Source organism: Wolbachia endosymbiont (group A) of Bombylius major (genome assembly GCF_947251895.1).
Taxonomy (GTDB): domain Bacteria; phylum Pseudomonadota; class Alphaproteobacteria; order Rickettsiales; family Anaplasmataceae; genus Wolbachia; species Wolbachia pipientis.
On sequence record NZ_OX366395.1, the window covers coordinates 1,034,978 to 1,059,432 of the forward strand.

Below are 24,455 nucleotides of genomic sequence, written 5' to 3' on the forward strand. Positions count from 1 at the left end.
CGGAGTATTTCTAACGTATGAAAAGTAATCTCTCTTTTATAAAAAACGTTGCTTTAAATTGTATGTCTAAGCTCATTGGCGTATTAAATATTAAGAAAGTAAAACACTTCATTGTGAATAAATATAATACTCTTCATAAAGAAATGACAGTGCTTCTTAAAAAATCTAAGAACCTGTTAAATACCAACATTGAAATCGGTTTATATCACTTTTATAAAGGTAACATATCAGATGCAAAGTTACGATTTTGGTTAATTAGCATATTTTACCCCCATTTACCTATAGTCTGGTATAACATCGGAAGGTGTCATTTTGCGGTAGGGAATACTAATAAAGCTTATAATTATTTAACAAAGACACTAAAATTAGATAATCACCACGAGGAGGCGTCTTACTATATAAAAAAAATGACAAACTCAGCGCCTATTACAGAATTGCCAAAAAACCTCATAAGACAATATTTTGATTACACAGGTGAATATTTTGTTGAGCATTGGTTGATTGCCAAACAATATAGAGGGCATGAACTTGTACACATGATAATTACAAAAATCTTCAACAACTCCACTTCTGAGCTCAATATACTTGACCTTGGTTGTGGAACTGGAATATGTGGTCATTTCTTGAAAATAAATAGTATTGGAAACCATATAACAGGAATTGACATTTCAAGTAGAATGCTAAATATCGCAAGAGGATGCTTTATAAAAGGTAAGCCTGTTTACAATGAATTAATACATATGGAAATGAAAGAGTTTCTTAAACAAGAGAAAAACCAGCAGTATGATGTAATTATCTTTCCTGAAGTGCTACATTATCTACATGACTTTCAAGAAGAATTGGAATTAGCAAAAAGATCTACGAGCAAAAAAGGAGTTATTGTATGTTTAATAAGAAGAAAGGAAGGTGAAGGTATTGACTTTGTAAACAAAGGAGACTATTTTCGTCACTCAGAAAGTTATGTTCAACATGTTGCAAAAGAGATAAATATGCAAATAAGTTATATGAGTTACTGTAAAATATATGGCAGTCAGGTTGACGGTATCTTGTTTGCATTACAGCATCAACAAGAAAGTCCGAAAAACCTAACTTAAAAATTACTCAAAGTGGCTTTTAAGTATCTATATATAATAAAAGGATAAAAGGAATTTTATGAATAACATTACTATTGATTACGCAAAGGACAGCAAATTAACCGACTTTGGAAAAGCAGTTCTATCAGACAGGTATTTAATAGAAAATGAAAGTTATCAAGACCTCTTTGCACGTATTGCTAATTACTATTCTGATAATAAAGAACATGCGCAGCGTCTTTATGACTACATGAGCAACTTGTGGTTCATGCCTTCAACACCAATACTCAGCAATGGTGGCACTAAGAGAGGGTTACCTATCTCTTGCTTTCTTAATGAAACCGAAGACAGCTTGCAGGGAATAGTTGATCTATGGAATGAAAATGTTTGGCTTGCTGCACGTGGTGGTGGAATAGGTAGTTATTGGGGAAATTTACGCTCAATAGGCGAAAGCGTAAAGGGTAGCGGCAAAACATCAGGAATTGTTCCATTTATTGTAGTGCAAAATGCTCTAACGCTTGCAATTAGTCAGGGATCCTTAAGGCGAGGAAGTTCAGCAGTCTATCTTCCTGTATCTCATCCGGAGATAGAAGAGTTTCTGGATTTGCGTAAGCCAACAGGCGGTGACCCAAATCGCAAAGCGTTAAATATACATCATGCTGTAATAGTAACAGATAAATTTATGCAGGCTGTTGAGAATGATCAAGAATGGAATTTAATAAGCCCTCACAACAATAAGGTTATTTCAACTGTAAAAGCGCGGGATATATGGATCAAAATATTAACAGCAAGAGTTGAAACTGGAGAACCTTACATTATTTTCCTTGATGCAACAAATAACAATAAGCCAGAATCTTACAAAAAGCTCAACTTAGACATCAAGATGTCAAATCTATGCAGTGAAATAACTTTAACCACAGGTTATGATCACCTGAATAAGTCACGCACTGCTGTGTGTTGTCTATCATCCGTAAACCTTGAGTACTACGAAGAATGGAAAGACAATAAACTCTTCATAGAAGATATAATGCGCTTTCTTGATAATGTATTGGAAGATTTCATAAATAAAGCACCGAATGAAATGCAGCGAGCAAAATATTCTGCAGCCAGAGAACGCAGTATTGGTCTTGGTGTGATGGGCTTTCATTCATTTTTACAAAGCAAAATGGTTCCTTTTGAATCAGTAACAGCACAACAATGGAATAAAAAAATATTTAAGTATTTACGCGAGCAAGCAGATATAGTTTCTAAAAAATTAGCAGAAGAAAAGGGAGCATGTCCTGATGCCAAAGAAGTTGATCTAATGGAAAGGTTTGCACACAAACTCGCTATTGCTCCTACTGCCTCGATCTCCATTATTGCAGGTAATACCTCCCCTGGAATAGAACCATACGCAGCAAACGTATTCATACAAAAGACACTTACAGGCTCATTTGTAGTGCGAAATAAATTCTTGCAAAAACTATTAGCAGAAAAAAATCAAGACAATGATAAAATATGGTCTTCAATTTCAACAAACGAGGGTTCCGTTCAGCATTTAGATTTTCTTAGTGAGCATGAAAAATTGACATTTAAAACAGCGTACGAGCTTGACCAAAGATGGATTATAGAACATGCAAGTGATAGAACTTCGTGTATTTGCCAGTCTCAATCAGTAAATCTGTTCTTACCTGCTAACGTACATAAACGTTACTTGCACAAAATACACATGCTTGCTTGGAAAAAAGGATTGAAGAGCTTATATTACTGCAGATCACAATCAATGCAGAGAGCCGATAAGGTCTCGCATGACATATTCAAAAAAAGTGAAATATTGCAACAAAAAACAGATATTGACTACGATGAATGTCTGTCATGCCAATAGCGGCCTTACTCAGAAAAAGTAGAGAGAAAGTTAAGCAAATGGGTAAATAGACTTCTTGCATAACCATATAACGCACTTTTATTGGGAATAGAAACGAAAAAACTTCCTTGACAAGCTTCGCCAGCCCCCTTATCATGATAATGAAGGTATTCATTTATCTTCAATCTGTGCAGATTAAACGACAACAGTATTACGTAGTTGGCGTCTTATTTTTAATTTTTTGCACTATGCACACCTTACGTCTTCACAACATTTTTAGGTTTTTACCTATATAAGCTGAAACGCGCTTATAAGTCGTTTAAGACAGTATAGTACGCCGATTTGCAGGATTAGAGAGTGACAACTAGCTAACACGGGGTTTTTTTGCCTTTTTTCCTGCTTAGTAAATTTCTTAAACATTTAAACTAAGGTGAGTTGCATTAAAAAGCAGCTAAATTGCAGCGTTTAAGACTTAAAAAACGCCAATACTAAAAATAGACAATGACTAGGGTTTCTTTTGCCTTTTTTTTATTTGGTAAATTTTTTAATATTTATACGGAAGGTGTCATTCCAGCGCGTGACGCTGGAATCCAGCCTTTCTGCAATCTCATCGAAAACGTTTTTCTATGCTAATTTGCTTGCTCACAAGCAAACTTTCCTGGATCCCAGTGTCAAGCACTGGGATGACAGCTAGCCTGACAACCGTCATCCCGCTACTTGTTAGCGGCTGAGATACTGCGGCGGTATGACGTAGATTGCTGTCATTCCGCTACTAGTTAGCGCCGCGGTGGTATGGTGTAGGAAAATTAGCTATATAGCTAACTTGTACCACGCGTTAAAGCTTTTAAACAGGTCTTGGTTTACTTACTCCATTATTTTCTTTATTATCAGATATCATTTTAAATAATATGGAGGAGCAAATTGTCAGCAATTGCCATTATTGATTTTGGTTCACAGTTTACACAGCTTATCGCAAGACAAGTAAGAGGAATGGGTGTTTATTGTGAGATATTTCCAAGCAACATCAGTTTTGAAACAATATCAAAATTCAATGGGTTTATTCTCTCTGGAGGACCACAATCTGTAAATGATGATTGTTCTGAAACAAGTAGAGTAGTACATGAAATTATAAAACTTAATGAGGCAACAAACGTTCCTATACTTGGAATATGCTATGGACAGCAACTCATTTGTCATTATTTTGGAGCAAAAGTAAAAGAGAGTTTCAAACAGGAGTTTGGCAGAACTAAAATCAAGATACTAAAAGAATCCCCTATTATAAAGGATACCTGGGATGTTAATTCTGAAGTGGATGTATTAATGAATCATGCAGACAGTGTTGATACTATACCACAGGGATTTACTGTTATCGCATCAGGTGTGATAAATCAAACAATTGCAATAATTGTCAACGAACAGCGGAAGATTTACTGTACTCAATTCCATCCTGAAGTGAGGCCCACAACAAATGGCAGTAAATTGCTCTCTAACTTCTTGGATATTGCAAATTGCGAAAGAGACTGGACAATGAAATCGTTTATTGAAAAACAGAAGGAAGAAATCAAAAATGTAGTAGGAGAGAAAAAAGTAATCGCTGCAGTAAGTGGTGGGGTTGATTCAAGTGTTGCAGCGGCTCTCACACATAAAGCTATAGGAAAACAATTGAACTGTATTTTTATCGATACTGGGTTGTTACGCAAGAACCAGACCATTGCTATGTTAAAAGAGATTCCGATAAACTATGTTGATAAATCAAATTTATTTTTGAGTAGGTTGAAGGGAATAACTGATCCAGAAGAAAAGCGAAAAATTATCGGTAACGCTTTCATTGAAGTGTTTGAAGAAGAAGCAAAAAAAATAGGTGATGTGGATTTTTTGATGCAAGGTACCATCTACTCTGATGTAGTTGAGTCAGGGCATGCCTCAGACAACACTAGTACAATTAAGTCTCACCATAATGTTGGTGGGTTGCCAGAAAAGATGAATCTGAAGCTAGTGGAGCCTTTACGTTACCTCTTTAAAGATGAGGTAAGGCTACTTGGAAAGGAAATTGGGCTTTCAGATGAGATAATATTTCAACATCCATTTCCTGGACCCGGACTTGCAGTGAGGATTATAAGTGAAGTCGATGAAGAAAAGGTGCGAATACTGCAAGAAGTAGATGAAATATATATTAATACGATGAAAAATTATGATCTATACGATAAGATATGGCAAGCTTTTGCTGTATTATTACCAATAAAAACTGTAGGCGTCATGGGAGATGGTCGTACATACGGATATGTTTGTGCTTTAAGGGCTGTAACATCATCTGATGGTATGACAGCTGATGCATTTCCATTTGAAAATAAGGATCAACACTTGCTAGTATTTTGGGATTTTTTACAGAATGTTGGCAGTATAATTGTTAATAATGTTCCCGGAGTAAATAGAGTTGTTTATGATATCACTTCTAAACCACCTGCAACTATTGAGTGGGAGTAAATTAAAAAGTCTAGTCATCCTGCTACTTGTTAGCGGGATTTATTGCCGAGATACCGCGAATGAATCGCGGTATGACGGTTCGCGGCAACATGACGATAACCTCGTCATCCCGCTACGTGTTAGCGGGATCTATCCGCAGCAGTATGACGTAGGACTGCTGTCATCCCGCTGCTTGTTAGCGGCTGAGATACCGCGAATGAATCGCGGTATGACGGTTAATTTTCTTTATTTTGCTCATAACTTCCACAAGCAGTGCAAACATAAATGAAGAATACAAATATCCTTTTGGTAATTCTATATGAAATCCATGAAGTATGAGGTACACCCCGACAAGTAAAATAAATAAAATGGCGATTATTTTTAACCCTGGGTTAGATTTGATTAACTGGGCGGTATAACTTGATAAAAACAGCATTGCTAGCATGGAAAATGTAAATGCTGTAGCAATTATTACCATGTTATAAGTTAGTGCTATAGCAGTTAATATCGAATCAACCGAAAAAACTAAATCTATTAATATAATTTGTAGCACAACTAAAAAAAATTTTGATTTAACGTTTGCTTTCTTTTTATTTTTCTTACATACAAAGATGTCATCCCGTAACTCCATAGAGCTTTTAACAATAAGGAATAATCCCCCTGCGATCATAAGTGAATCCCTTGCTGATGCAGTGTGAAATATAGGTTTTTGCATTGACAATATAGATGATGTAAAAAATAGTATTACAAAACGCATTAATAGCGCTAATCCAAGGCCCATAAGGCGCACTCTTTCTCTCAGCACATTTGGTACCTTATCTATTGCTAGAGAAATAAAGATTAAATTGTCTACACTAAGTATAGTTTCAAGTAGTGTAAGTGTCAGTAAAGTCCAAGCATCAGTTAGCATTTTTGTTTCAAATTCGGTTCTTCTTACTCTACAATAGATGTGTAAAAATTAAGTGACTTCACTCAGAAGTTTTATAGCAGTTCTCCAGAAAAACAGGATATATAAAGTTCAGCAGCTTCTTCTATTTTCGTTTTTGAGCAAAATCAATAATAAGAGAGTTTCTTATTTTCATGCACGCAAATAAGATAAAGCCTTATTTTCATTTTTGACTTTATTTGAAAATAATATATACTATAAAAATAGTGTGCTAGGTTGAATGAATGTATATTAAAGGATCACCATCAGGCAAAGTATTCGCTGGTTACCAGGCATTTATATCAAGCCCCTTGCCACCAAAATTTGAATGGGACAATGATTTAGTTAATAGTCTTTAAACCCTTACTTTACTATAAGGAAAGTGGTTGAAAACTTAGGTGTCGTATTTACAACAGCCCAAAGAGCAATCGTAAAGCTTGAAGATTTAGGCATCGTTTCACAAACTTCTCAAGGAAAGAGAGATCGGGTTTATTGTGCAACTGATATTTTGAATATTCTAGAAGAACCAACTAAGATTACAGAGAACTTCGATAGCACATTGTAGCTATTGTGATGAATAAATTCAGCAAACAGCAAGCTTAAAGAGTCTGATCCAATGGACATGCTGAACAAAAAGTAAGGAGCTCCTTTTGGAGGATTATATTAACTTATTAATTAATTGCTTGACTTTTAGCAGGATTTATTATATTATTCATTAATGAGTAATGCAATCAAACCAAGGAGGATAGCATGATAAATAATTTAGATTCAATAATTCTTGGAATAAAAGATGGTGAAAAGGCGATTGAAGATTTAAGGGTTGTTCTTAAAAAAAGAAAAGAAGACGTTATCACTACACAGACATTTAATTATGCTTTACGATGCCTACAAACTACAAAGGAAGCGATAGTACACGAAATTCTGCTTCATTTTATACAAAATCCTGGCGAGCAATCACTAGAACAAGTGATACAATGCTTAGATAGAGCAATACAATCTGGGATATATGCAAAAAACAACCCAATAAGAAATCTAGATGAAGAATTTCGTACTCATATAAACTTTAAAGATGAAGAGGGAAATACATTACTACATCATGCAGTTATAGGTAATAAAACTGAAGAAATAACCACCCTTCTTGTTACATATAGTGCAAATCCTTTGATACAAAACGCGGATAATAAAGTTCCTTTAGATTTAGCTCAAGGAGAAACAAAAAAAGTGCTTATTAAAAGTATGAAAGAACAAGCTAGTGCGAAAAAAGAAAGTGCTATGATAGGCAGTGTGGTGCCTGGCATAATGATTGGTGGTTTTCTTGGTGTTGTACTTGGAGCTGGTGTGTATGTTGCAGTAAGTCTTTCTGGTGGTATGATACTAGGTGTAATGATAGCATCTGTTCTTGTTGCTAGTATAGCTGTTGGGCTGGCCATGTATTTTTTGAGTCAAGACTATGAACAGGCTAAAGCGATAGAAAAAACTATTAGCACTGTTAGCTCTGAAATATCTGTTGATGATACAACTGCCGCTAATAAAAATAATAAAGAAGGGCCACAACTTACATATAGCTGACCCAAGCAACACGTCATACCGCGATTCATTCGCGGTATAGATTCTGCTAACTAGTAGCGGAATGACGAATGTGTCGTTTTTCAAATTGTCGTAAGTCACTTTAGCTATAATACACACAAGGAGGGTGTCATCCCAGCGCCCCTATGATGTCATCCCAGTGCTTGACACTGGGATCCAGAAAAGTTTGCTTGTGAACAAGCAAACTAGCATGGAAAGTAGCTGATCTTACACTAAATGAATGTTTTTGATGAGGTTGCATAGAAGCTGGATTCCAGCTTCACGCGCTGGAATAACAACTGTGTTTTTGCTTTTTTGTCATCAAATACTCCTACTCTTTATGTCATCCAAGTGTCCTGACTACTTGGATCCAAGAAATTTAATTGTTTTAAATTTTCCCCTCTATACACCTATTTAAAATTTATGTTATTCACATGTGCAATATAATCTATAATAACGTTTATCAATACAATATATTAAAAAATATTATGAGCTTCGTAAAAGAAAAAAACACCCCTGTGATGGAGCAGTATTTGAACCTGAAAGCTCAATACAAGGATCATCTGCTATTTTATAGGCTAGGAGATTTTTATGAGTTGTTTTTCGATGATGCTATTAAAGCTGCGAAATTGCTGAATATAGTGCTAACCAAGAGAGGCAATTCCAATGGGCAAGAAATACCAATGTGTGGAGTGCCAGCACACAGTAGTGAATCTTACCTACACAAGCTAATAGATTTAGGATTCAAAGTAGCAATCTGTGACCAATTAGAAACTGCTGATGAAGCAAAAAAGAGGGGCTATAAATCCATAGTAAAACGTGATGTAGTGCGAGTTGTAACTCCAGGTACAATTATAGAAGATTCGCTACTGGAGGATAAAAGCAATAATTATCTCGCGTCCATAGTTGAACAAAATGACGAATATGCTATTAGTTGGCTTGAATTATCGACGGGAAAATTTTTTCACACTTTAACGAGTTTGAAAGCTCTAGATAGTGATTTATTGCGTATATCACCAAGAGAATTATTAATTTCTGAAAAATTCACTGAGGACGAAAAAATTAGATCGATTTTAAAAAATTATAAAATATCAATTACACAACACGCCCAGAGTTTTTTTGAGTATAGTAAATCTCACAGAACGTTATGCGAGTTTTATAAAATCAGGGAACTTGGGAGTATAGGAAATTTCAGCAAAGTAGAAATCATGGCGTGCGGTGCACTACTTGAATATGTCAGAGTAACACAAAGGGGCTCTATTCCAAGGCTTGAATTCCCAAAAACCTATAAGCAACAAAATTTCATGCTTATTGATGCTTCAGCAAGGAGAAATCTTGAGTTGTTTTCAACTCAATTTGGTGAAAAGAAAGGTTCACTAATTTCACTTATTGATCACACAGTTACAGCCTCTGGTGGACGCCTGCTCAAACAAATGCTCGCTTCACCACTTGCTTGTTCTAAGGCAATTAACCTAAGGCTCAGCACCGCTCAATTTTTTGTAAATAATCATGATTCACGCAAAAAAATACGAGAGATATTATCTAACATTCCGGATATTGAGAGGTCTTTATCGCGCTTAATACTAGGGCGTGGTTCACCAAAGGATATGAACCTATTGAAAATAGGCCTAGGAAAGACTTTAGAATTGTCTGAGTTCTTATGTAAAATTGAATCAGGTGAAAATGGATCTCTCCCACAACAATATGTCATCCAAACTGAGATCCAGCCAGCGTCACGCGCTGGAATGACAGTAAAATCAGACGAGAGTGAACTAAGCACAATACATAAAAGCCTTGGCAATCATAAAGACCTATTTGAACTGTTAAATAGTGCTATACTCGATAATAACCTCAGTTCCGTGAAAGAAGGAGGATTTATTCACTCAAAATACAACTCAGAATTATCTGAGTTATCCTACATATTAAATAATAGTAATAAACTAATAACCAAACTCCGTGAATCTTATCGCGACCTAACTGGCATTGCCGCACTCAAAATATTACACAACAACATACTTGGTTATTACGTTGAAGTGTCGGCAAATCACAAAATAACTTCGGATATATTTATTCATAGGCAAAGCTTAGCAAATAGCATGCGCTACACTACTAATGAATTGAAAGAACTAGAAAATAAAATTCTTACGGCACGTGATGCTGCAATCGGCTTAGAAATGAAAATTTTTAGTGAACTGTGTAGTGAAGTCGCTAAAGAATCTGAAAAAATTGCTCTTGTTGCAAATGCTTTGGCAAAACTTGATATTAGAACCGCGTTTGCAGAGCTTGCAGTGCAAAATAATTATGTAAAACCCACTATCGATGACAGTAAAGAGTTCAATATCTGTGGAGGAAGACATCCAGTGGTTGAGGTTAACGATAAATTCATTGCAAATAGCATCAATTTAGCTGGTATACATCTAATTACTGGTCCTAATATGGCTGGAAAAAGCACTTTCTTGAGACAAAACGCTCTCATTGCAATTTTAGCTCACATGGGGTCATTTGTGCCAGCAGAAAGTGCGCATATTGGAGTGATTGACAAGATATTCAGCAGGGTTGGCGCAACGGATAATATAACGGCTGGTTATTCTACCTTCATGGTAGAGATGATCGAAACAGCAACGATAGTAAATCAGGCAACAGACCGTTCCTTGGTGATACTTGATGAAATTGGTAGGGGCACAGGGGTGTATGATGGATTATCTATTGCACAGGCGGTGATTGAACATATTCACAATGTAAATAAGTGCCGCGCCATTTTTGCAACTCATTATCATGAATTAACTAAAGTAAGCAAATACTTGAAGAACGTGAAATGTTTTTGTGTAAAAATAAGAGAGTGGAACGGAGAGGTTATTTTTCTACATGAAGTAATTGAAGGCATTGCAGATGAGTCATATGGAATACATGTAGCAAAACTTGCTGGTTTTCCTGATTCTGTTTTAAATAGAGCAAGTGAAGTGTTTGAGGAGCTGAAGGCTTGAATCATTATTATAAGTGAAGAATTACCTATACAATCGTGGTAGTAGCTATAGAAACGAAAAACTTACTTGACACCCTTCGCCAGCGCCCTTATCATGATAGTGAAGCTATTGTATTTGCTTTCGCCAATCTGCAGATTAAAAGGTAAGGATTACTTAATGTATCGGCGTCTTATGTTCAATTTTTTGCAGTATATAGATACTGTATGTCTTTACAAAACTTCATCTACATCTAGATTTTTATCTAAATAAGCTGAACGCGCTTATAAAGCGTTACAAGACATCAAAAAATGCCAATACTCGACAGAGATAGTAAAGGACTAGCTAATTCGGGGATTCTTTGTCTTTTTTTCTGCTTAGTAAACTTCTTAAACATTTGCAGCGTAAGTTAGTTGCAATTAAAAGCAGCTTAATCTTGCTTGTCAAGCGTTTAAAACATAAAAAACGCCAATATTTTAAAGCGGATAATAACCCCAGGGCTTCTTTTGCCTTTTTTTTTATTTGGTAAATTTCTTAATATTTATAGCTAAACGACAATCGTCATCCCGCTACTTGTTAGCGGGATCTAGAGATACCGCGGCGGTATGACGTAGGACTGCTGTCATCCCAGTGCTCCTTTTTTTGTCATCCCAGTCTGGGATCTATTTTGCATGTAACTCCAATTGTGTTTTGGCATAAAACGCGACGCGTATTAGACTTATTTGCAAGCAAAGCTTGCTAGATCCAAGTAGTCAGGGCACTGGGATGACAGGAGAAGGAAGCACTGGGATTGGGATGGAAAAGGCTATTTGTGTGATGCCAATGAGTGATAGAAAGTCCTACAATAAGTCATTAATTGCAAAAATTTAATATAAATTATAAAATAAATCCACTGAATAAAAAATATATGCTAATTAGTACAACATCAGAACTGGAGAATACATGTGAAGAGTTAATAGCAAAAAAGCCGAAATTTATAGCAGTTGACACGGAGTTCATTAGAAATAATTTAATCTACTACCCAAAATTATCGTTAATTCAAATTTCTTACGGAGAGAAGAGTTTTATTGTAGACGCATTAGTGCCAGAAATTGATTTATCATTCATTAAGAAAATAATGCTAAATCAGGGGATAACCAAAGTGTTTCATAGCTGCCGGCAGGATATAGAATCCTTACTCACTGTGTTTAAATGTATTCCCACTCCCATTTTTGATACCCAAGTTGCTGCTATGTTTTGTCATTATTATCATGACTTTATTGGTTACTCAAAAGTAGTGGAGCAATATCAAGGAATAGCACTGGATAAAATTAAAGCTAAAAATTCAGATTGGTTAAGGCGTCCGTTGTCCGAAGATCAGTTAGATTATGCAGTAAACGACGTGGTACACCTATATGACCTATACCAAATATTGTGCAATAAACTTGAAGAAAATAATAGGATGGGTTGGTTTCAAGAAGAGATGGAATCAATAGTTGATATAAATAAGTATTTACATAGCCCAAAAGATGCATGGAAGAGGATTAAATTTAATTATGAAGTAAATCCAAGATTGATACTAACTGTTAAAGCAGTTAGTGAGTGGCAAGAAACCTTAGCACAGCGCTATAATATGAACCGTAATAAAATAATCAATAATGCTGTAATAGCTGATTTTATTGAAAAAAATGTAGAGCATGTTGATGAGATTTTAGATGATCTCAAGAGGAATACAAAAAATATAAAAGATGCGGATTTACTAGAGTTTGTGAATATTTTTAATGAAAATGAGAGAAATTGGATGCAGCAAAACAACACCTTATCGAGTAATTATGACAAATCTGTACTTGATATACTCTCAATTATTTTAGATAGTAAATGTAAAGAAAGTAACATATCAAGGAAATTAGTTTCTTCAAAAGATGAGTTAACCGGGTCAATATCTGGACAGACAGATAAATTATTCAAGGGATGGAGATATGATTTTTTTGGCAGGTCAGTTGAATCATTTTTGAACACAAGCTCAAAATTTGAGATTTCAGCAGTGAAATCCGCAAATAATATAACCAAAATTCAGAGTAATTTAGTGGAGAATAACTGTTGCTAAAGTAACTTAGATTTATCGACAATCGTCATCCCGCTACGTGTTAGTGGCTAAGAGATACCGCGGCGGTATGACGGTTAAGTAGGGTGTCATCCCAGTGCCTTGACTACTTCGATCCAGGAAAATTGATTGTAAACGAGCAAACATTTTCGATAAAATTACCAAAAAGCTAGATCCCAGTGTCTGGGCACTGGGATGACACCATAGGGGACTACTTGGATGACAGGAGAAGGAGGCTACTTAGAGGACCAAAAAAGGATGTCATTCCAGTGCTTGACACTGGAATCCAGTTTTCCATATAATCTCATCGAAAGCGTTGTAACCACTTTCCGTGCTAGTTTACAAGCAAACTTTCCTGGATCCCAGACTGGGATGACACCATTATAGAGTGAACCAGTGTCAACTTAGGATGACACCCTGACAACCGTCATCCCGCTGCTTGTTAGCGGCCAAGTGACGGTATGACGTAAAGCTACGTGTTTAGGTTTAATGAATCCACTATTTTTTTTACTTGAGAAAAAACATACTCTTTGCTTACACTGGTATCGATAATAAAGTCACTCATCTTCCTTTTCTCCTCAATAGATAACTGAACATTGAAGATTAAATTTAGCTTTTCTTTATCTATGTTGCGTTCGTTGAGTCTTTGAGCTTGCACAACGCTATCTGCATGGACGAAAACAATAAGGTTGCAATATAAATAGAATTTTGTCTCTAATAGAAGCGGCACATCTAAAACTAAAAGCTTTCTATCGATCTTTTTTTCCTTAGCAATAAAAAATTCTAATTCACGCAGCACAGCAGAGTGAACCAAAGATTGAAATTGTTTCCAATTTTCATCATAGGCTAAGAAATATTTAGACAGTACTGTTCTATCTATTTCACCATTTACTACCACTCCAGGAAAATTTTTTTCTACATAACTTATTATGCTTTTATCCACTCTATAAAGTTGGTGTACAACAGAATCAGCATCAAACACAGCAGCACCAAACTCTTGAAAGCAATTAGTTACAAAGCTCTTTCCTACCCCAATTCCGCCTGTTAGACCTATAATCATATAGCAAAATGCATTAACTTCTTTTGAAACTATATTTACAGTAGCTGCTGTGTCTACTAAAAACCCAAATTTGGCTATGCAGAGGCTCTGATGATACAAGAAAAAATAAACAGCTATCATTTTTTTAGTAATTAAGTAAAATAGAGTGAAAGATTGCGAGGAAGTTTTGAAAAATAAGATAAAAAAGATAGTAATTTCAGGAAAGGAAGTGTGGCCAATCATCGAGGGCGGCAAAGGCATTGCAGTTAGTGATGGAAGATCAAGCGGAGCATTTGCTGCAGCAGATGCTGTGGGTACATTTTCTGGTGCAAATGCTAAGCTTATTGATGATAATGGCGAGTTAGTGCCACTAATTTATAAAGGCAAAACAAGAAATGAAAAGCATAGTGAATTGATTGAGTATAGTATTGAAGCTGGAATTAGTCAGGCAAGAATAGCAAATGAAATATCAAAAGGTCATGGAAGAATACACATGAATGTACTTTGGGAGATGGGAGCAGCAGAACGCGTGCTTCATGGCATATTAGAAGGAGCGAAAGGTTTGATTCATGGTATTACCTGCGGTGCTGGTATGCCTTATAGGCTTGGAGAAATTGCAGCTAAATATCAGGTTTATTATTACCCTATTATCTCATCGGTGCGTGCTTTTAAAGCATTATGGAAGCGTGCTTACCAAAGAATATCTTCCTATTTGCTTGGTGGAGTAGTGTATGAAGATCCATGGCTTGCTGGAGGGCACAATGGACTGAGTAACAGTGAAGACCCAGAGCTACCACAGGCTCCATTTGAAAGAGTTGCAGAGCTTAGATCTTTCATGAACGAGATCGGTCTTTCAGAAACACCAATTGTTATGGCAGGAGGAGTGTGGCATTTGAAAGATTGGGAACATTGGTTTGACAATCTGCAAATTGGACCAATAGCTTTTCAGTTTGGCACTCGTCCACTTTTGACGAAAGAAAGCCCAATTTCTGCAGAGTGGAAAAAGAAGCTACTCACTTTAGAAGAAGGTGATGTATTTTTAAATAAATTCAGTCCAACAGGGTTTTACTCATCTGCAGTAAAAAATAACTTCATACGTGAGTTGCAGGAACGGAATTCACGTCAAATAAAGTTTTCAGAAAATGCTAGCGAAGAATTTAATAATGAATTTGCAATGGGTAGCAGAGGTAGAAAGATCTACCTTACTGCAAAAGACAAAGAACTGGCAAATACATGGACTAAAGCAGGGTATACAGAAGCAATGAAAACTCCAGATACAACTGTTATTTTTGTGACGCCAGGCAGGTTTGCAGAGATAAGACAAGATCAAATCAATTGTATGGGATGCTTAAGTCATTGTTTGTTTAGCAATTGGAAAGATCATGGTGACCATTCAACAGGACGAAAGCCAGATCCGCGTAGTTTTTGCATACAAAAAACACTGCAAAACGTTATACACGATGGTGATATTGAGAACGAACTCATGTTTTCCGGGCACAATGTGTACAAATTTAAGCAAGATCCATTTTATGAGAATGGCTACGTACTGGCAGTAAAAGAACTGGTGGAAAGGATATTGACTGGGTATTGAGTCAGCAGTGGCCTGAAAAGTCCATTTTTCACTTTATGTAAAAGACAAGATTTAATCTGACAGACAAGAATTAACTGACAGAAGAATTGACGTAGTCAAAACTAATATCAGGCTGTTGTTTAATGCTACTAATATTTTTCTGAAAAGCAATATGTTTACTGTCAAAAAACGTTTGCATAGGTGTTCTGCCATAGCAGTATTTGCCTGAGTGAGGCCTTGTCTCATTGTAAGAACGCAACCAATGATCAACATCGATCTGTAGATCCTCCAAAGAATAGTAGATTTTCTTTCTAAAGATAATATTGTAACACTCATCTTGCATAGTTCTATGGAATCTTTCACATATGCCATTAGTTTGTGGAGAGTTGGCTTTGGTTCTAGAATGATCGATATTTTCGATTCCTAAATATAGCTGATAAGCGTGATTTTCGGGCTTGCCACAATACTCCGTACCCCTATCAGTTAGAATGCGTAATAATGGAATTCTCTGCTCATCAAAAAATGGGATAACTCTATCATTAAGAAGATCTGCAGCTGTAATAGCTGTTCTGTCCGTGTAAAGTTTAACCATTGCAACTCTGGAATAAGTATCAACAAAAGTTTGCTGATAAATGCGCCCTATGCCTTTGATATTGCCCACATAATAGGTATCTTGAGAACCCAAATAACCTGGATGTTGCGTCTCAATTTCACCATGAGCTTCCCTTTGTTGTATTAAACAGGACTTGATATGACACTTTAAAAAAGTAAGTTAAGAATAATAAAAATAAGGAGTGTTAGAAATGAGTACAATACAAACAAAAATACTAAAACCAAAACTAGGATTACTAGAGCTAGCAAAACAATTAGGAAATGTGTCTCAAGCGTGCAAAGTGATGGGATACTCAAGAGATACATTTTATCGATTCAAGGAGTTATATGAAAATGGGGGAGAAGAAGCATTACATGAAATAAGTAAGAAAAAACCGCTATTAGCAAACAGAGTTTCGGAAGATATAGAAAGAGCAATAATTGGCATAGCTACAGAATTTCCTGCATATGGACAAGAAAGAGCTGCAAATGAGCTGAGAAAAAGAGGTATAATAATTTCCCAAGGAGGAGTAAGATCTGTATGGCTAAGAAATGACCTTGAAACTTTGAAAAAGAGACTTAAAGCACTGGAGGCAAAAGTAGCTCAAGACGGAATCATTTTAACTGAAGAACAACTTGCAGCTTTAGAAAAAGTGAAAGAACAAAGGGAAGCTCATGGTGAAATTGAGACGCAACATCCAGGTTATTTGGGTTCTCAAGATACCTATTATGTGGGCAATATCAAAGGCATAGGGCGCATTTATCAGCAAACTTTTGTTGATACTTATTCCAGAGTTGCAATGGTTAAACTTTACACGGACAGAACAGCTATTACAGCTGCAGATCTTCTTAACGATAGAGTTATCCCATTTTTTGATGAGCAGAGAATTCCATTATTACGCATTCTAACTGATAGGGGTACGGAGTATTGTGGCAAGCCCGAAAATCACGCTTATCAGCTATATTTAGGAATCGAAAATATCGATCATTCTAGAACCAAAGCCAACTCTCCACAAACTAATGGCATATGTGAAAGATTCCATAGAACTATGCAAGATGAGTGTTACAATATTATCTTTAGAAAGAAAATCTACTATTCTTTGGAGGATCTACAGATCGATGTTGATCATTGGTTGCGTTCTTACAATGAGACAAGGCCTCACTCAGGCAAATACTGCTATGGCAAAACACCTATGCAAACGTTTTTTGACAGTAAACATATTGCTTTTCAGAAAAATATTAGTAGCATTAAACAACAGCCTGATATTAGTTTTGACTACGTCAATTCTTCTGTCAGTTAATTCTTCTCTGTCAGATTAAATCTTGTCTTTTACACCTTTGTTCTTTCACTTTTTCTAAAGCTGCAAGTTGTTCTTCAGTTAAAATGATTCCGTCTTGAGCTACTTTTGCCTCCAGTGCTTTAAGTCTCTTTTTCAAAGTTTCAAGGTCATTTCTTAGCCATACAGATCTTACTCCTCCTTGGGAAATTATTATACCTCTTTTTCTTAGCTCATTTGCAGCTCTTTCTTGTCCATATGCAGGAAATTCTGTAGCTATGCCAATTATTGCTCTTTCTATATCTTCCGAAACTCTGTTTGCTAATAGCGGTTTTTTCTTACTTATTTCATGTAATGCTTCTTCTCCCCCATTTTCATATAACTCCTTGAATCGATAAAATGTATCTCTTGAGTATCCCATCACTTTGCACGCTTGAGACACATTTCCTAATTGTTTTGCTAGCTCTAGTAATCCTAGTTTTGGTTTTAGTATTTTTGTTTGTATTGTACTCATTTCTAACACTCCTTATTTTTATTATTCTTAACTTACTTTTTTAAAGTGTCATATCAAGTCCTGTTTAATACATTAATGTCAAACAAAGTTACTTTATCGCTATCATTGTTATTGGTATCTGCAACCTCTTTTAGAATATCAGAAGCTAGTTTTTTATCTTTAGTTAGTTTCTCACTTTTTTGCACAATTATCCTTTAATAAAATATTCCTCCTAAGCTAACATAGTTGTTGCTGTATCTCAATATTTGTTATTTATTTCATACCAACACTTCATCTCTTTCATTCTTTAACCTGACTAAGTTTTTAAACAGATGACATGCACTAAGGTGCATGTCACGAAGTATGAGGACGCTAACGATCTGGTTCATTAGACGATAATTTTTCTGAGTCCTTAAGCTCCTGTTTAAGGTTTTTGATGCCTTTTCCTAAATCACCCATAACTTGCGGTAATCTGCCTGCACCAAACAGAACTAAAATTATTATTAAGACTAGAAACAATTGCCATGGTCCTAAACTCATTTTCACCTCCATTTAAAATATTGACCTTTAAATATTAAAACTTGACTGGTGTCAAGTAACACATAGATTATATCACCTTTGTTTAATTATAAATCAAGGTTTTTTAATTATTTTATAACAATTCCAAACTAGATTATTTTCTTGCAGCGAATAAGTGGAAACTTTTCGCTTAACTGTAGAGTAGAAGAGAGCTCACTAAAAAACTTTGCTAGCGTATCATCTTTAGGCCTATGGTATATATCGCTAGAAACTCCTGATTGAATAATTTTACCATTTTTCATTACGTAGATAAAATCTGCAACTTTCAATGCTTCTTGCGGGTCATGAGTTACCATTAGCACAGGGATATTTTTACTTCTAAAAAGGGACAATATATGTTGTCTTATTCGGCACTTGAGCAGTATATCTAAATTAGAAAATGGTTCATCTAGCAACACAACATCAGGGTTTTGTGCCATCACTCTTGCTATTGCAACTAATTGTTGCTGTCCTCCAGATAAAGCGTTAGGGTACATCTTTTCATATTTTTCTATATTGAGTAACTTCAAGATTTCCAATGCAATGAGGTGCTTTTCTTTCTTGGAAGAGCTGCGGATAGCAAAGGTTATATTTTCTACTACTGTTTTATGAGGAAATAATGCAGAATGCTGAAAAATCAAGCCGATATTTCTATGCTCTATAGCAACTGATGCCTTATTGCTTGCAACTAACCTATCATTTATAAAAATGGTTCCAGATTTTGGATTTTCTATCCCCGCAATTAACTTCAAAATTGTTGACTTGCCACAGCCAGAATGTCCCAATAAACATGCAACATTTCCTTTCTTGACTTTAATGTTTATATTGCTTAAAGCAAAGTCGTCTTGATTGTTATAAAAATAACCAATGTTGTTAACTAGCATTAATCTTACTTAAACCATGTTATTAAATATAATAGCATTATACTCAAGAAGTACAGAAATGTTTTTTGTCGTCATAAATTGGTTATGCAAGAAATCTAGAAAAGAGAAGGATTTTTTGCTATAACTTTACATAAATGGTAGGAAACACGGGACTATAGCTCAGCAGGATAGAGCGTTGGACTCCTAATCCGAAGGTCGTGCGTTCGAATCGCACTAGTCCCACCACATTGCTTCACAAATTTTATGGAGATTTTTTTTCACAAATATGCACACCTTTTTTTGCGGTTTTAAGATATAAATTCCCTAATAATAAAACGGGTTTTGTGTCATTCCAGTACTCCTCTCTTATAATTCACGTATTTAAGAATGACTTCTGCTAAACCTTTACTAATTCCAGGTACGTTTTGAATTTCAGCCAGAGAAGCTTTGCTTGTATTTTTCACTGAACCAAAATAAGACATCAACGCTTTTTTTCTTTTGTTGCCAATGCCGGGTATTTTGCTTAATTGTGAAACTATAAACTGTTTATCGCGTTTTTTTCTATGTGAAGTTATCGCAAAACGGTGGGCTTCATTACGCAGCGATTGTAAGTAAAGCATGACTTTGCTGTCATTTGCCAGACTGAATTCTTCCCTGCCCAGCATATAAAATCTTTCATTTCCTGCGTTACGATCAGGACCTTTTGCCATACAAGCAAAAGGAACGTTTATATTCAATACTTCCAGTACATTCTGTACTATGGAAACATGTCCTGGTCCACCATCAATCAGTAAAAAATCAGGTATTATGCCTTTTATATTGCCGGAGAAACGTCTGGTTAGCACTTCCCTCATCATTTTATAGTCATCGCCTGAAAATTTTTCCTTTATAGTAAATTTTCTGTACTCACTCTTTAAAAAACCCTCCTGCCCTGCAACAACCATTACACCAATTTGTTGATTTCCAAATATATGGCTATTGTCATAAACCTCAATACGCTTTGGAATATTTGGTAACAAGAAGATTTTGCTAAGCTCCTCAAGCTTTTCTAGGTTATTTCTATAATCGATAAGCTTCTGCTCTAAGCTATGCTGAGAGTTATCATAAACAAATTTCAATAAATCACGCTCTTTTTTATTCTTTGCATGCAGAACTTTTACTGGCTTTTGAGCAACCTTATATAGTGCTTGTTCTATAATTTCCTTATCCACAATAGAATCTGGAACGTAAATTTGTATTGGAGGTATGTTAGCTGAATTATAAAAATTGACCAAAAAGGTGGATAAAATTTCATCATTTGAGTGATCACCACAGTTCTCGGCAAAGTAAGGAGTGCTGCCGTAGTTGTCTTTATTTCTGAACGATAACACACTAATACATGCTAGATCCTCTTCACGTACAATACTGAAGAAATCTGCATCTTTTTCAAAAGAAAAATCCGTGTGCTGTATTTGAATTTGCTCAAGAAACTTTACCCGATCTCTATATATAGCAGCAAGCTCATAGTTTTCTTCACTGCTGCACTTTCTCATTGTGAAAAGTAACTGTTCTTTCACTTCCTTATTTCTTCCAAGCAATGTATTTCGTGCCTGTTTTACTGATTGGCAGTAGTCGTCTTTTGTGATTTTGTTTATGCATGGTGCTGAGCAGCGCTTAATTTGATATTCAATACATGGTCTTTTTGTTGAGGAAAAGTATTGATCTGAACATACTCTTAGGAGAAAAGCTTTTTGCAATGACAATATAGTTTGCTTAACAGCAGCGGCAGATGTAAAGGGACCATAATAATGAAACTCATTCTTCTTAAATTTGCCTCTATATTTTGCTATTCTTGGATAATCGTGCTTGGAAATTGTTATATAAGGATAAAATTTTCCATCCTTGAGCACAATATTATAAAGTGGTTTCAATGATTTTATTAACTGTGCTTCAAGAAACAGTGCTTCGATTTCATTCTCAGTGATGAATATTTCAACCTTAATAACCTGTAAGAGCATAACTCTAATTCGTTCAGAAAGGTTTTCGAATTGAAGGTAGTCGGATAACCTCGACTTCAAGTTTTTTGCTTTTCCAACATATAAAACTTTATTCTTATCTCCAACCATCTTATACACGCCACAGGACTGTGGAGATGATTTGATTTGTTCTTTATATTGCCTGAGCATTTATCCATTGCTTAACCTGTATGAGGTTAAAATCTGCTACTAAATGAAAGATGGAAACTACATTTTCAAGCAAAGATAATCTGTTTCTTCTCAGCTTATCAGAATCACAGTTAATCTTTATACTGTCCATAAACTGATTGATAAACGGAGCAAAACCAGCAAGTTCATCAAGTGCTACATTAAAGTGGTTATTTTTTATCGCTTGTTTTATGTTTTTACAAGCAGTTATAGCACAATTTGATAGCGCAATTTCTTCACTTTCAATCAAAAACCTCTTACCGTAAGATGCACTATAAGTAGTGCCATCACTTTTCCTTGCTTTGCTCATCATGTTACTGACTCTTTTGTAAGTGCTTAGAATTTGTTCACCTTCTGGAGTACTAAGATAACGATCCAATATAACAGTTTGCTTTTCTGCTGTCAGCAGATCATTAATATCGATTTTATATAGTATTGAATCTACAACATCTTGCCTTATATCTCTATTTTTTAAAATAACCTTGAATCTTTCTAAGCAGAATCTAAATACTAGTTCTAAAATTTGTTTTCTATTTGGCTTATCAACTGACGCTGTATTTTTATTAAATAGAAGCCTTGAATATAAAGATACTGACTTGTCTATCATTAGCCTAATTGGAACATGCAAATTATTTTCAAGTATTGTCCTAATTATACCAATTGTCATTCTCCGCAAACCAAATTGATCATACGAACCAGAGATTTTCTCACCTGCTGCAATTAAACCAACTAAGCTATCCACTTTGTCTGCAATTGACACAGCAATTGCAGAAGGAGATTTAGGACACTCCTGCTCTGGCCCGATTGGCTTATAATGCTCAGTTATAGCTTCCACTATTTCTCTATCTTCTTGAAAATAAGAAGCATAATATCCACTCATTACTCCTTGTAATTCTGGAAACTCTCTTACTATCGATGTTGCCAAATCAGCTTTTGCCAAATATGCAGCACGTTCAACTTTTATCAGCGAAGCATGTGGAATAAATATAGCTATATACTTTGACAGAGCCGTAATACGCTTCACCTTTTCCCCCACGCTGCCAAGTGAAGCATGAAATAATATTGAACCTAATCTTTTGACATAATAATCTAGATTTTCCTTTTTATCTTGAGATATTAAAAATTGGGCATCAGCAAGACGTGCTTCTAATATTCTTTCGTGTCCTTTAACAACTTCACCATTGTTGACGTTGACAACAGTGACAAAGTGTGAAATTCTCTTTCCATTACTTAAAGCAAGGTATTTTTGTTGTGTATTAACTATACTAAGTATTACTTCCTTCGGTAATCCAAATGACTTTTCTTGATTCACTTCACCAAACAGTACGATTGGCCACTCTATAAGCCCTGTCAATTCATTTAGTAAATAATCATTTTTCTCAAGTTGTAAATTCTGCTCTTTTGTGAATTTATTAATCTGATCTAGTATAAATTGCTTTCTTTTGTCCATTTGGAGAATTACACTGTTTTTTTCTAGCAATTCAAAATAGTCTTTAGGTGCTTTAACAGTTAACGCTGTACCACTTGAGAGAAATCGATGGCCATATGTTGTGTTAGATGCTGTGATCCCTGCAAAAGACACAGGTATTATTTCATCATTTAAAATGCATAAAATGTTTTTAATTGGCCTAACCCACCTTTCTTTTCCTTTGCCCCATCTCATACTTTTTGGCCAAGAGAAATTTTTTAATATTTCTCCTAGTTGATTTTTAAGAAACTCTTGAATGTTAAATGAGCAGCTTTCTCTTTTAATGAAGTAAAAATCCTCATTATTTACTTTTCGAACGAGCAAATCTTCTTCATTTTTCTGATATTTTCTTAAAAAACCTTCGATAGCACTTTTTGGTGCGTTAATGTTTGGTCCCTTAACTTCGTTATTGGAATCCTTTAGCTCCAAAGCATTTATGTTGTCGACAAATAGGGTAATGCGACGTGCCGTTATAAAAACCTCCATTGATGTAAATTTTACATTATTTTTGTTAAAAACATTGGCAATACAGCTCTTAACTTGAACTGTAGCTGAATTCTGCATTCTCGGTGGTATTTCTTCTGAAAGGCACTCAAATAACAACTGCAACGACATACGCTATTTACTCATGTACAATTCACAACATTTTTTTGTCAGCTCTCTAACTCTACCAATATAAGCTGTACGTTCATTCACACCAAGCACACCTCTTGCATCAAGCAGATTAAGTAGGTGACTAGTTTTAATACATTGGTCATAAGCTGCCATTGGTAGCTCCTTTTCAATAAGGAACTTGCACAATTTTTCCGTATCTTCGAATTGCTGCTGTACCACTTTAGTATCATAATAATCTAATGCTAGATAAGAAAATTCATATTCTCTTTGTTTAAAAATATTTCCGTAAGTTACACCGTTATCGTTCCAAATTATATCGTAAACATTATCTACACCTTGTATGCACATTGCTAAACGTTCCAACCCATATGCCACCTCACCAGGAATCATCTTGCAGTCAATCCCTCCAACTTGCTGTATATAAGTAAGCTGTGTTACTTCCATTCCATTGCATGTAACTTCCCAACCAAGTCCTGATGCACCAACACTTGGATTTTCCCAATCATCTTCAACAAACTTAATATCATATTTTTCTGTAGATATGCCAAGAACTTTTAAGCTATCTAAATAGACGTCTTGTAAATTATTACCAGATGGCTTTATTATAACTTGATATTGGTGATGTTGATACAAGCGATTAGGATTATCACTATAGCGCCCATCTGCTGGCCTAATTACTGGTTGTAAATATGCAATTCTTGTTGGTTTTATATCAATTGCAGACATAATTGTTGCAGGGTGTAATGTGCCAGCACCAACTTCAGATGTGTATGGGTGAAGTATAACACATCCTTCACTAGCCCAAAAATCTTGTAACTCTTTTATTATACTTTGTAAGTTCACACAAATTGTCACTTTTTATACTAAATATATAAATAAATAAGT

General features: G+C 35.4%; 18 protein-coding genes, 1 tRNA gene and 3 pseudogenes. 12 read left to right on the forward strand and 10 right to left on the reverse strand.

Annotation, left to right across the window (positions count from 1 at the left end; genetic code table 11):
- Nucleotides 1-17: 17 nt before the first annotated feature.
- The 3 genes from OPR49_RS04960 to guaA all read left to right on the forward strand — a co-directional run bounded on the left by OPR49_RS04960 (nucleotide 18) and on the right by guaA (nucleotide 5,400).
- Complete coding sequence (locus OPR49_RS04960; protein WP_265026826.1) at nucleotides 18-1,094, forward strand: methyltransferase domain-containing protein; 1,077 nt, start codon at nucleotides 18-20, stop codon at nucleotides 1,092-1,094.
- Nucleotides 1,095-1,152: 58 nt separating this feature from the next.
- Complete coding sequence (locus OPR49_RS04965; RefSeq protein ID WP_265026827.1) at nucleotides 1,153-2,937, forward strand: ribonucleoside-diphosphate reductase subunit alpha; 1,785 nt, start codon at nucleotides 1,153-1,155, stop codon at nucleotides 2,935-2,937.
- A 900-nt stretch (nucleotides 2,938-3,837) separates the two neighbouring features.
- On the forward strand, nucleotides 3,838-5,400 hold the full coding sequence (gene guaA / locus OPR49_RS04970; protein WP_265026828.1) for a glutamine-hydrolyzing GMP synthase: 1,563 nt from the start codon (nucleotides 3,838-3,840) through the stop codon (nucleotides 5,398-5,400).
- 175 nt (nucleotides 5,401-5,575) lie between these two features.
- Here guaA and OPR49_RS04975 read toward each other — a convergent pair whose 3' ends face one another.
- On the reverse strand, nucleotides 5,576-6,289 hold the full coding sequence (locus OPR49_RS04975; RefSeq protein WP_265026829.1) for a TerC family protein: 714 nt from the start codon (nucleotides 6,287-6,289) through the stop codon (nucleotides 5,576-5,578).
- Between the two features lie 397 nt (nucleotides 6,290-6,686).
- Here OPR49_RS04975 and OPR49_RS04980 point away from each other — a divergent pair, with 397 nt between their 5' ends.
- The 6 genes from OPR49_RS04980 to OPR49_RS05005 all read left to right on the forward strand — a co-directional run bounded on the left by OPR49_RS04980 (nucleotide 6,687) and on the right by OPR49_RS05005 (nucleotide 13,300).
- Nucleotides 6,687-6,869: a hypothetical protein gene (locus OPR49_RS04980; protein WP_006279522.1), complete on the forward strand. Its 183-nt coding sequence runs from the start codon at nucleotides 6,687-6,689 to the stop codon at nucleotides 6,867-6,869.
- A 185-nt stretch (nucleotides 6,870-7,054) separates the two neighbouring features.
- Nucleotides 7,055-7,873 (forward strand): ankyrin repeat domain-containing protein, encoded by an 819-nt coding sequence (locus OPR49_RS04985; RefSeq protein WP_265026830.1) that lies wholly within the window; start codon nucleotides 7,055-7,057, stop codon nucleotides 7,871-7,873.
- Nucleotides 7,874-8,358: 485 nt separating this feature from the next.
- A complete protein-coding gene (gene mutS, locus OPR49_RS04990) occupies nucleotides 8,359-10,854 on the forward strand; it encodes a DNA mismatch repair protein MutS (RefSeq protein ID WP_265027533.1) in 2,496 nt (831 codons plus the stop codon).
- Between the two features lie 711 nt (nucleotides 10,855-11,565).
- Nucleotides 11,566-11,700 carry a hypothetical protein gene (locus tag OPR49_RS04995; protein WP_265026831.1) on the forward strand — a complete coding sequence of 45 codons (135 nt, stop codon included), beginning with the start codon at nucleotides 11,566-11,568 and terminating at the stop codon, nucleotides 11,698-11,700.
- A 37-nt stretch (nucleotides 11,701-11,737) separates the two neighbouring features.
- Nucleotides 11,738-12,916 (forward strand): ribonuclease D, encoded by a 1,179-nt coding sequence (locus OPR49_RS05000; RefSeq protein ID WP_010962422.1) that lies wholly within the window; start codon nucleotides 11,738-11,740, stop codon nucleotides 12,914-12,916.
- Between the two features lie 216 nt (nucleotides 12,917-13,132).
- Nucleotides 13,133-13,300, forward strand: coding sequence for a hypothetical protein (locus OPR49_RS05005; RefSeq protein ID WP_265026832.1), 168 nt, complete (start codon nucleotides 13,133-13,135; stop codon nucleotides 13,298-13,300).
- Nucleotides 13,301-13,385: 85 nt separating this feature from the next.
- On the opposite strand, the gene coaE is transcribed toward OPR49_RS05005, so the two are convergent.
- On the reverse strand, nucleotides 13,386-13,973 hold the full coding sequence (gene coaE, locus OPR49_RS05010) for a dephospho-CoA kinase (protein ID WP_182319052.1): 588 nt from the start codon (nucleotides 13,971-13,973) through the stop codon (nucleotides 13,386-13,388).
- Between the two features lie 166 nt (nucleotides 13,974-14,139).
- Between coaE and OPR49_RS05015 the strand changes: the two genes are divergently transcribed.
- On the forward strand, nucleotides 14,140-15,543 hold the full coding sequence (locus tag OPR49_RS05015; RefSeq protein WP_265026833.1) for an NAD(P)H-dependent flavin oxidoreductase: 1,404 nt from the start codon (nucleotides 14,140-14,142) through the stop codon (nucleotides 15,541-15,543).
- Nucleotides 15,544-15,613: 70 nt separating this feature from the next.
- Here the strand turns inward: OPR49_RS05015 and OPR49_RS05020 are convergent.
- Nucleotides 15,614-16,246: pseudogene (locus tag OPR49_RS05020) on the reverse strand (integrase core domain-containing protein); the annotation flags it as partial.
- A gap of 79 nt (nucleotides 16,247-16,325) precedes the next feature.
- Between OPR49_RS05020 and OPR49_RS05025 the strand changes: the two are divergent.
- A complete protein-coding gene (locus OPR49_RS05025; protein ID WP_265027486.1) occupies nucleotides 16,326-17,414 on the forward strand; it encodes an IS481 family transposase in 1,089 nt (362 codons plus the stop codon).
- Nucleotides 17,415-17,454: 40 nt separating this feature from the next.
- Here OPR49_RS05025 and OPR49_RS05030 read toward each other — a convergent pair.
- The 4 genes and pseudogenes from OPR49_RS05030 to OPR49_RS05045 form a co-directional block, all read right to left on the reverse strand.
- Nucleotides 17,455-17,904 (reverse strand): annotated as a pseudogene (locus tag OPR49_RS05030) (IS481-like element ISWpi2 family transposase); the annotation flags it as partial.
- A gap of 74 nt (nucleotides 17,905-17,978) precedes the next feature.
- Nucleotides 17,979-18,089: pseudogene (locus tag OPR49_RS05035) on the reverse strand (exopolysaccharide biosynthesis protein); the annotation flags it as partial.
- Nucleotides 18,090-18,255: 166 nt separating this feature from the next.
- Entirely contained in the window at nucleotides 18,256-18,423 is a 168-nt protein-coding gene (tatA, locus tag OPR49_RS05040) for a twin-arginine translocase TatA (protein ID WP_006013840.1), read from the reverse strand.
- A gap of 128 nt (nucleotides 18,424-18,551) precedes the next feature.
- Nucleotides 18,552-19,325 (reverse strand): ABC transporter ATP-binding protein, encoded by a 774-nt coding sequence (locus OPR49_RS05045; RefSeq protein WP_265026834.1) that lies wholly within the window; start codon nucleotides 19,323-19,325, stop codon nucleotides 18,552-18,554.
- A gap of 148 nt (nucleotides 19,326-19,473) precedes the next feature.
- Here OPR49_RS05045 and OPR49_RS05050 point away from each other — a divergent pair.
- A tRNA-Arg gene (locus OPR49_RS05050) sits at nucleotides 19,474-19,550 on the forward strand.
- A 101-nt stretch (nucleotides 19,551-19,651) separates the two neighbouring features.
- On the opposite strand, the gene uvrC is transcribed toward OPR49_RS05050, so the two are convergent.
- From uvrC to OPR49_RS05065, 3 genes are read right to left on the reverse strand one after another with little or no spacing between them, the layout of a single operon-like run.
- On the reverse strand, nucleotides 19,652-21,469 hold the full coding sequence (gene uvrC / locus OPR49_RS05055) for an excinuclease ABC subunit UvrC (RefSeq protein WP_265026835.1): 1,818 nt from the start codon (nucleotides 21,467-21,469) through the stop codon (nucleotides 19,652-19,654).
- The gene (gene glyS, locus OPR49_RS05060; protein WP_265026836.1) at nucleotides 21,453-23,570 is read right to left on the reverse strand and encodes a glycine--tRNA ligase subunit beta; all 2,118 of its coding nucleotides are present in this window, start codon (nucleotides 23,568-23,570) and stop codon (nucleotides 21,453-21,455) included. Before glyS ends, uvrC begins: the two co-directional genes overlap by 17 nt.
- 3 nt (nucleotides 23,571-23,573) lie before the next feature.
- Nucleotides 23,574-24,413: a glycine--tRNA ligase subunit alpha gene (locus OPR49_RS05065; protein ID WP_265026837.1), complete on the reverse strand. Its 840-nt coding sequence runs from the start codon at nucleotides 24,411-24,413 to the stop codon at nucleotides 23,574-23,576.
- Nucleotides 24,414-24,455: the final 42 nt, after the last annotated feature.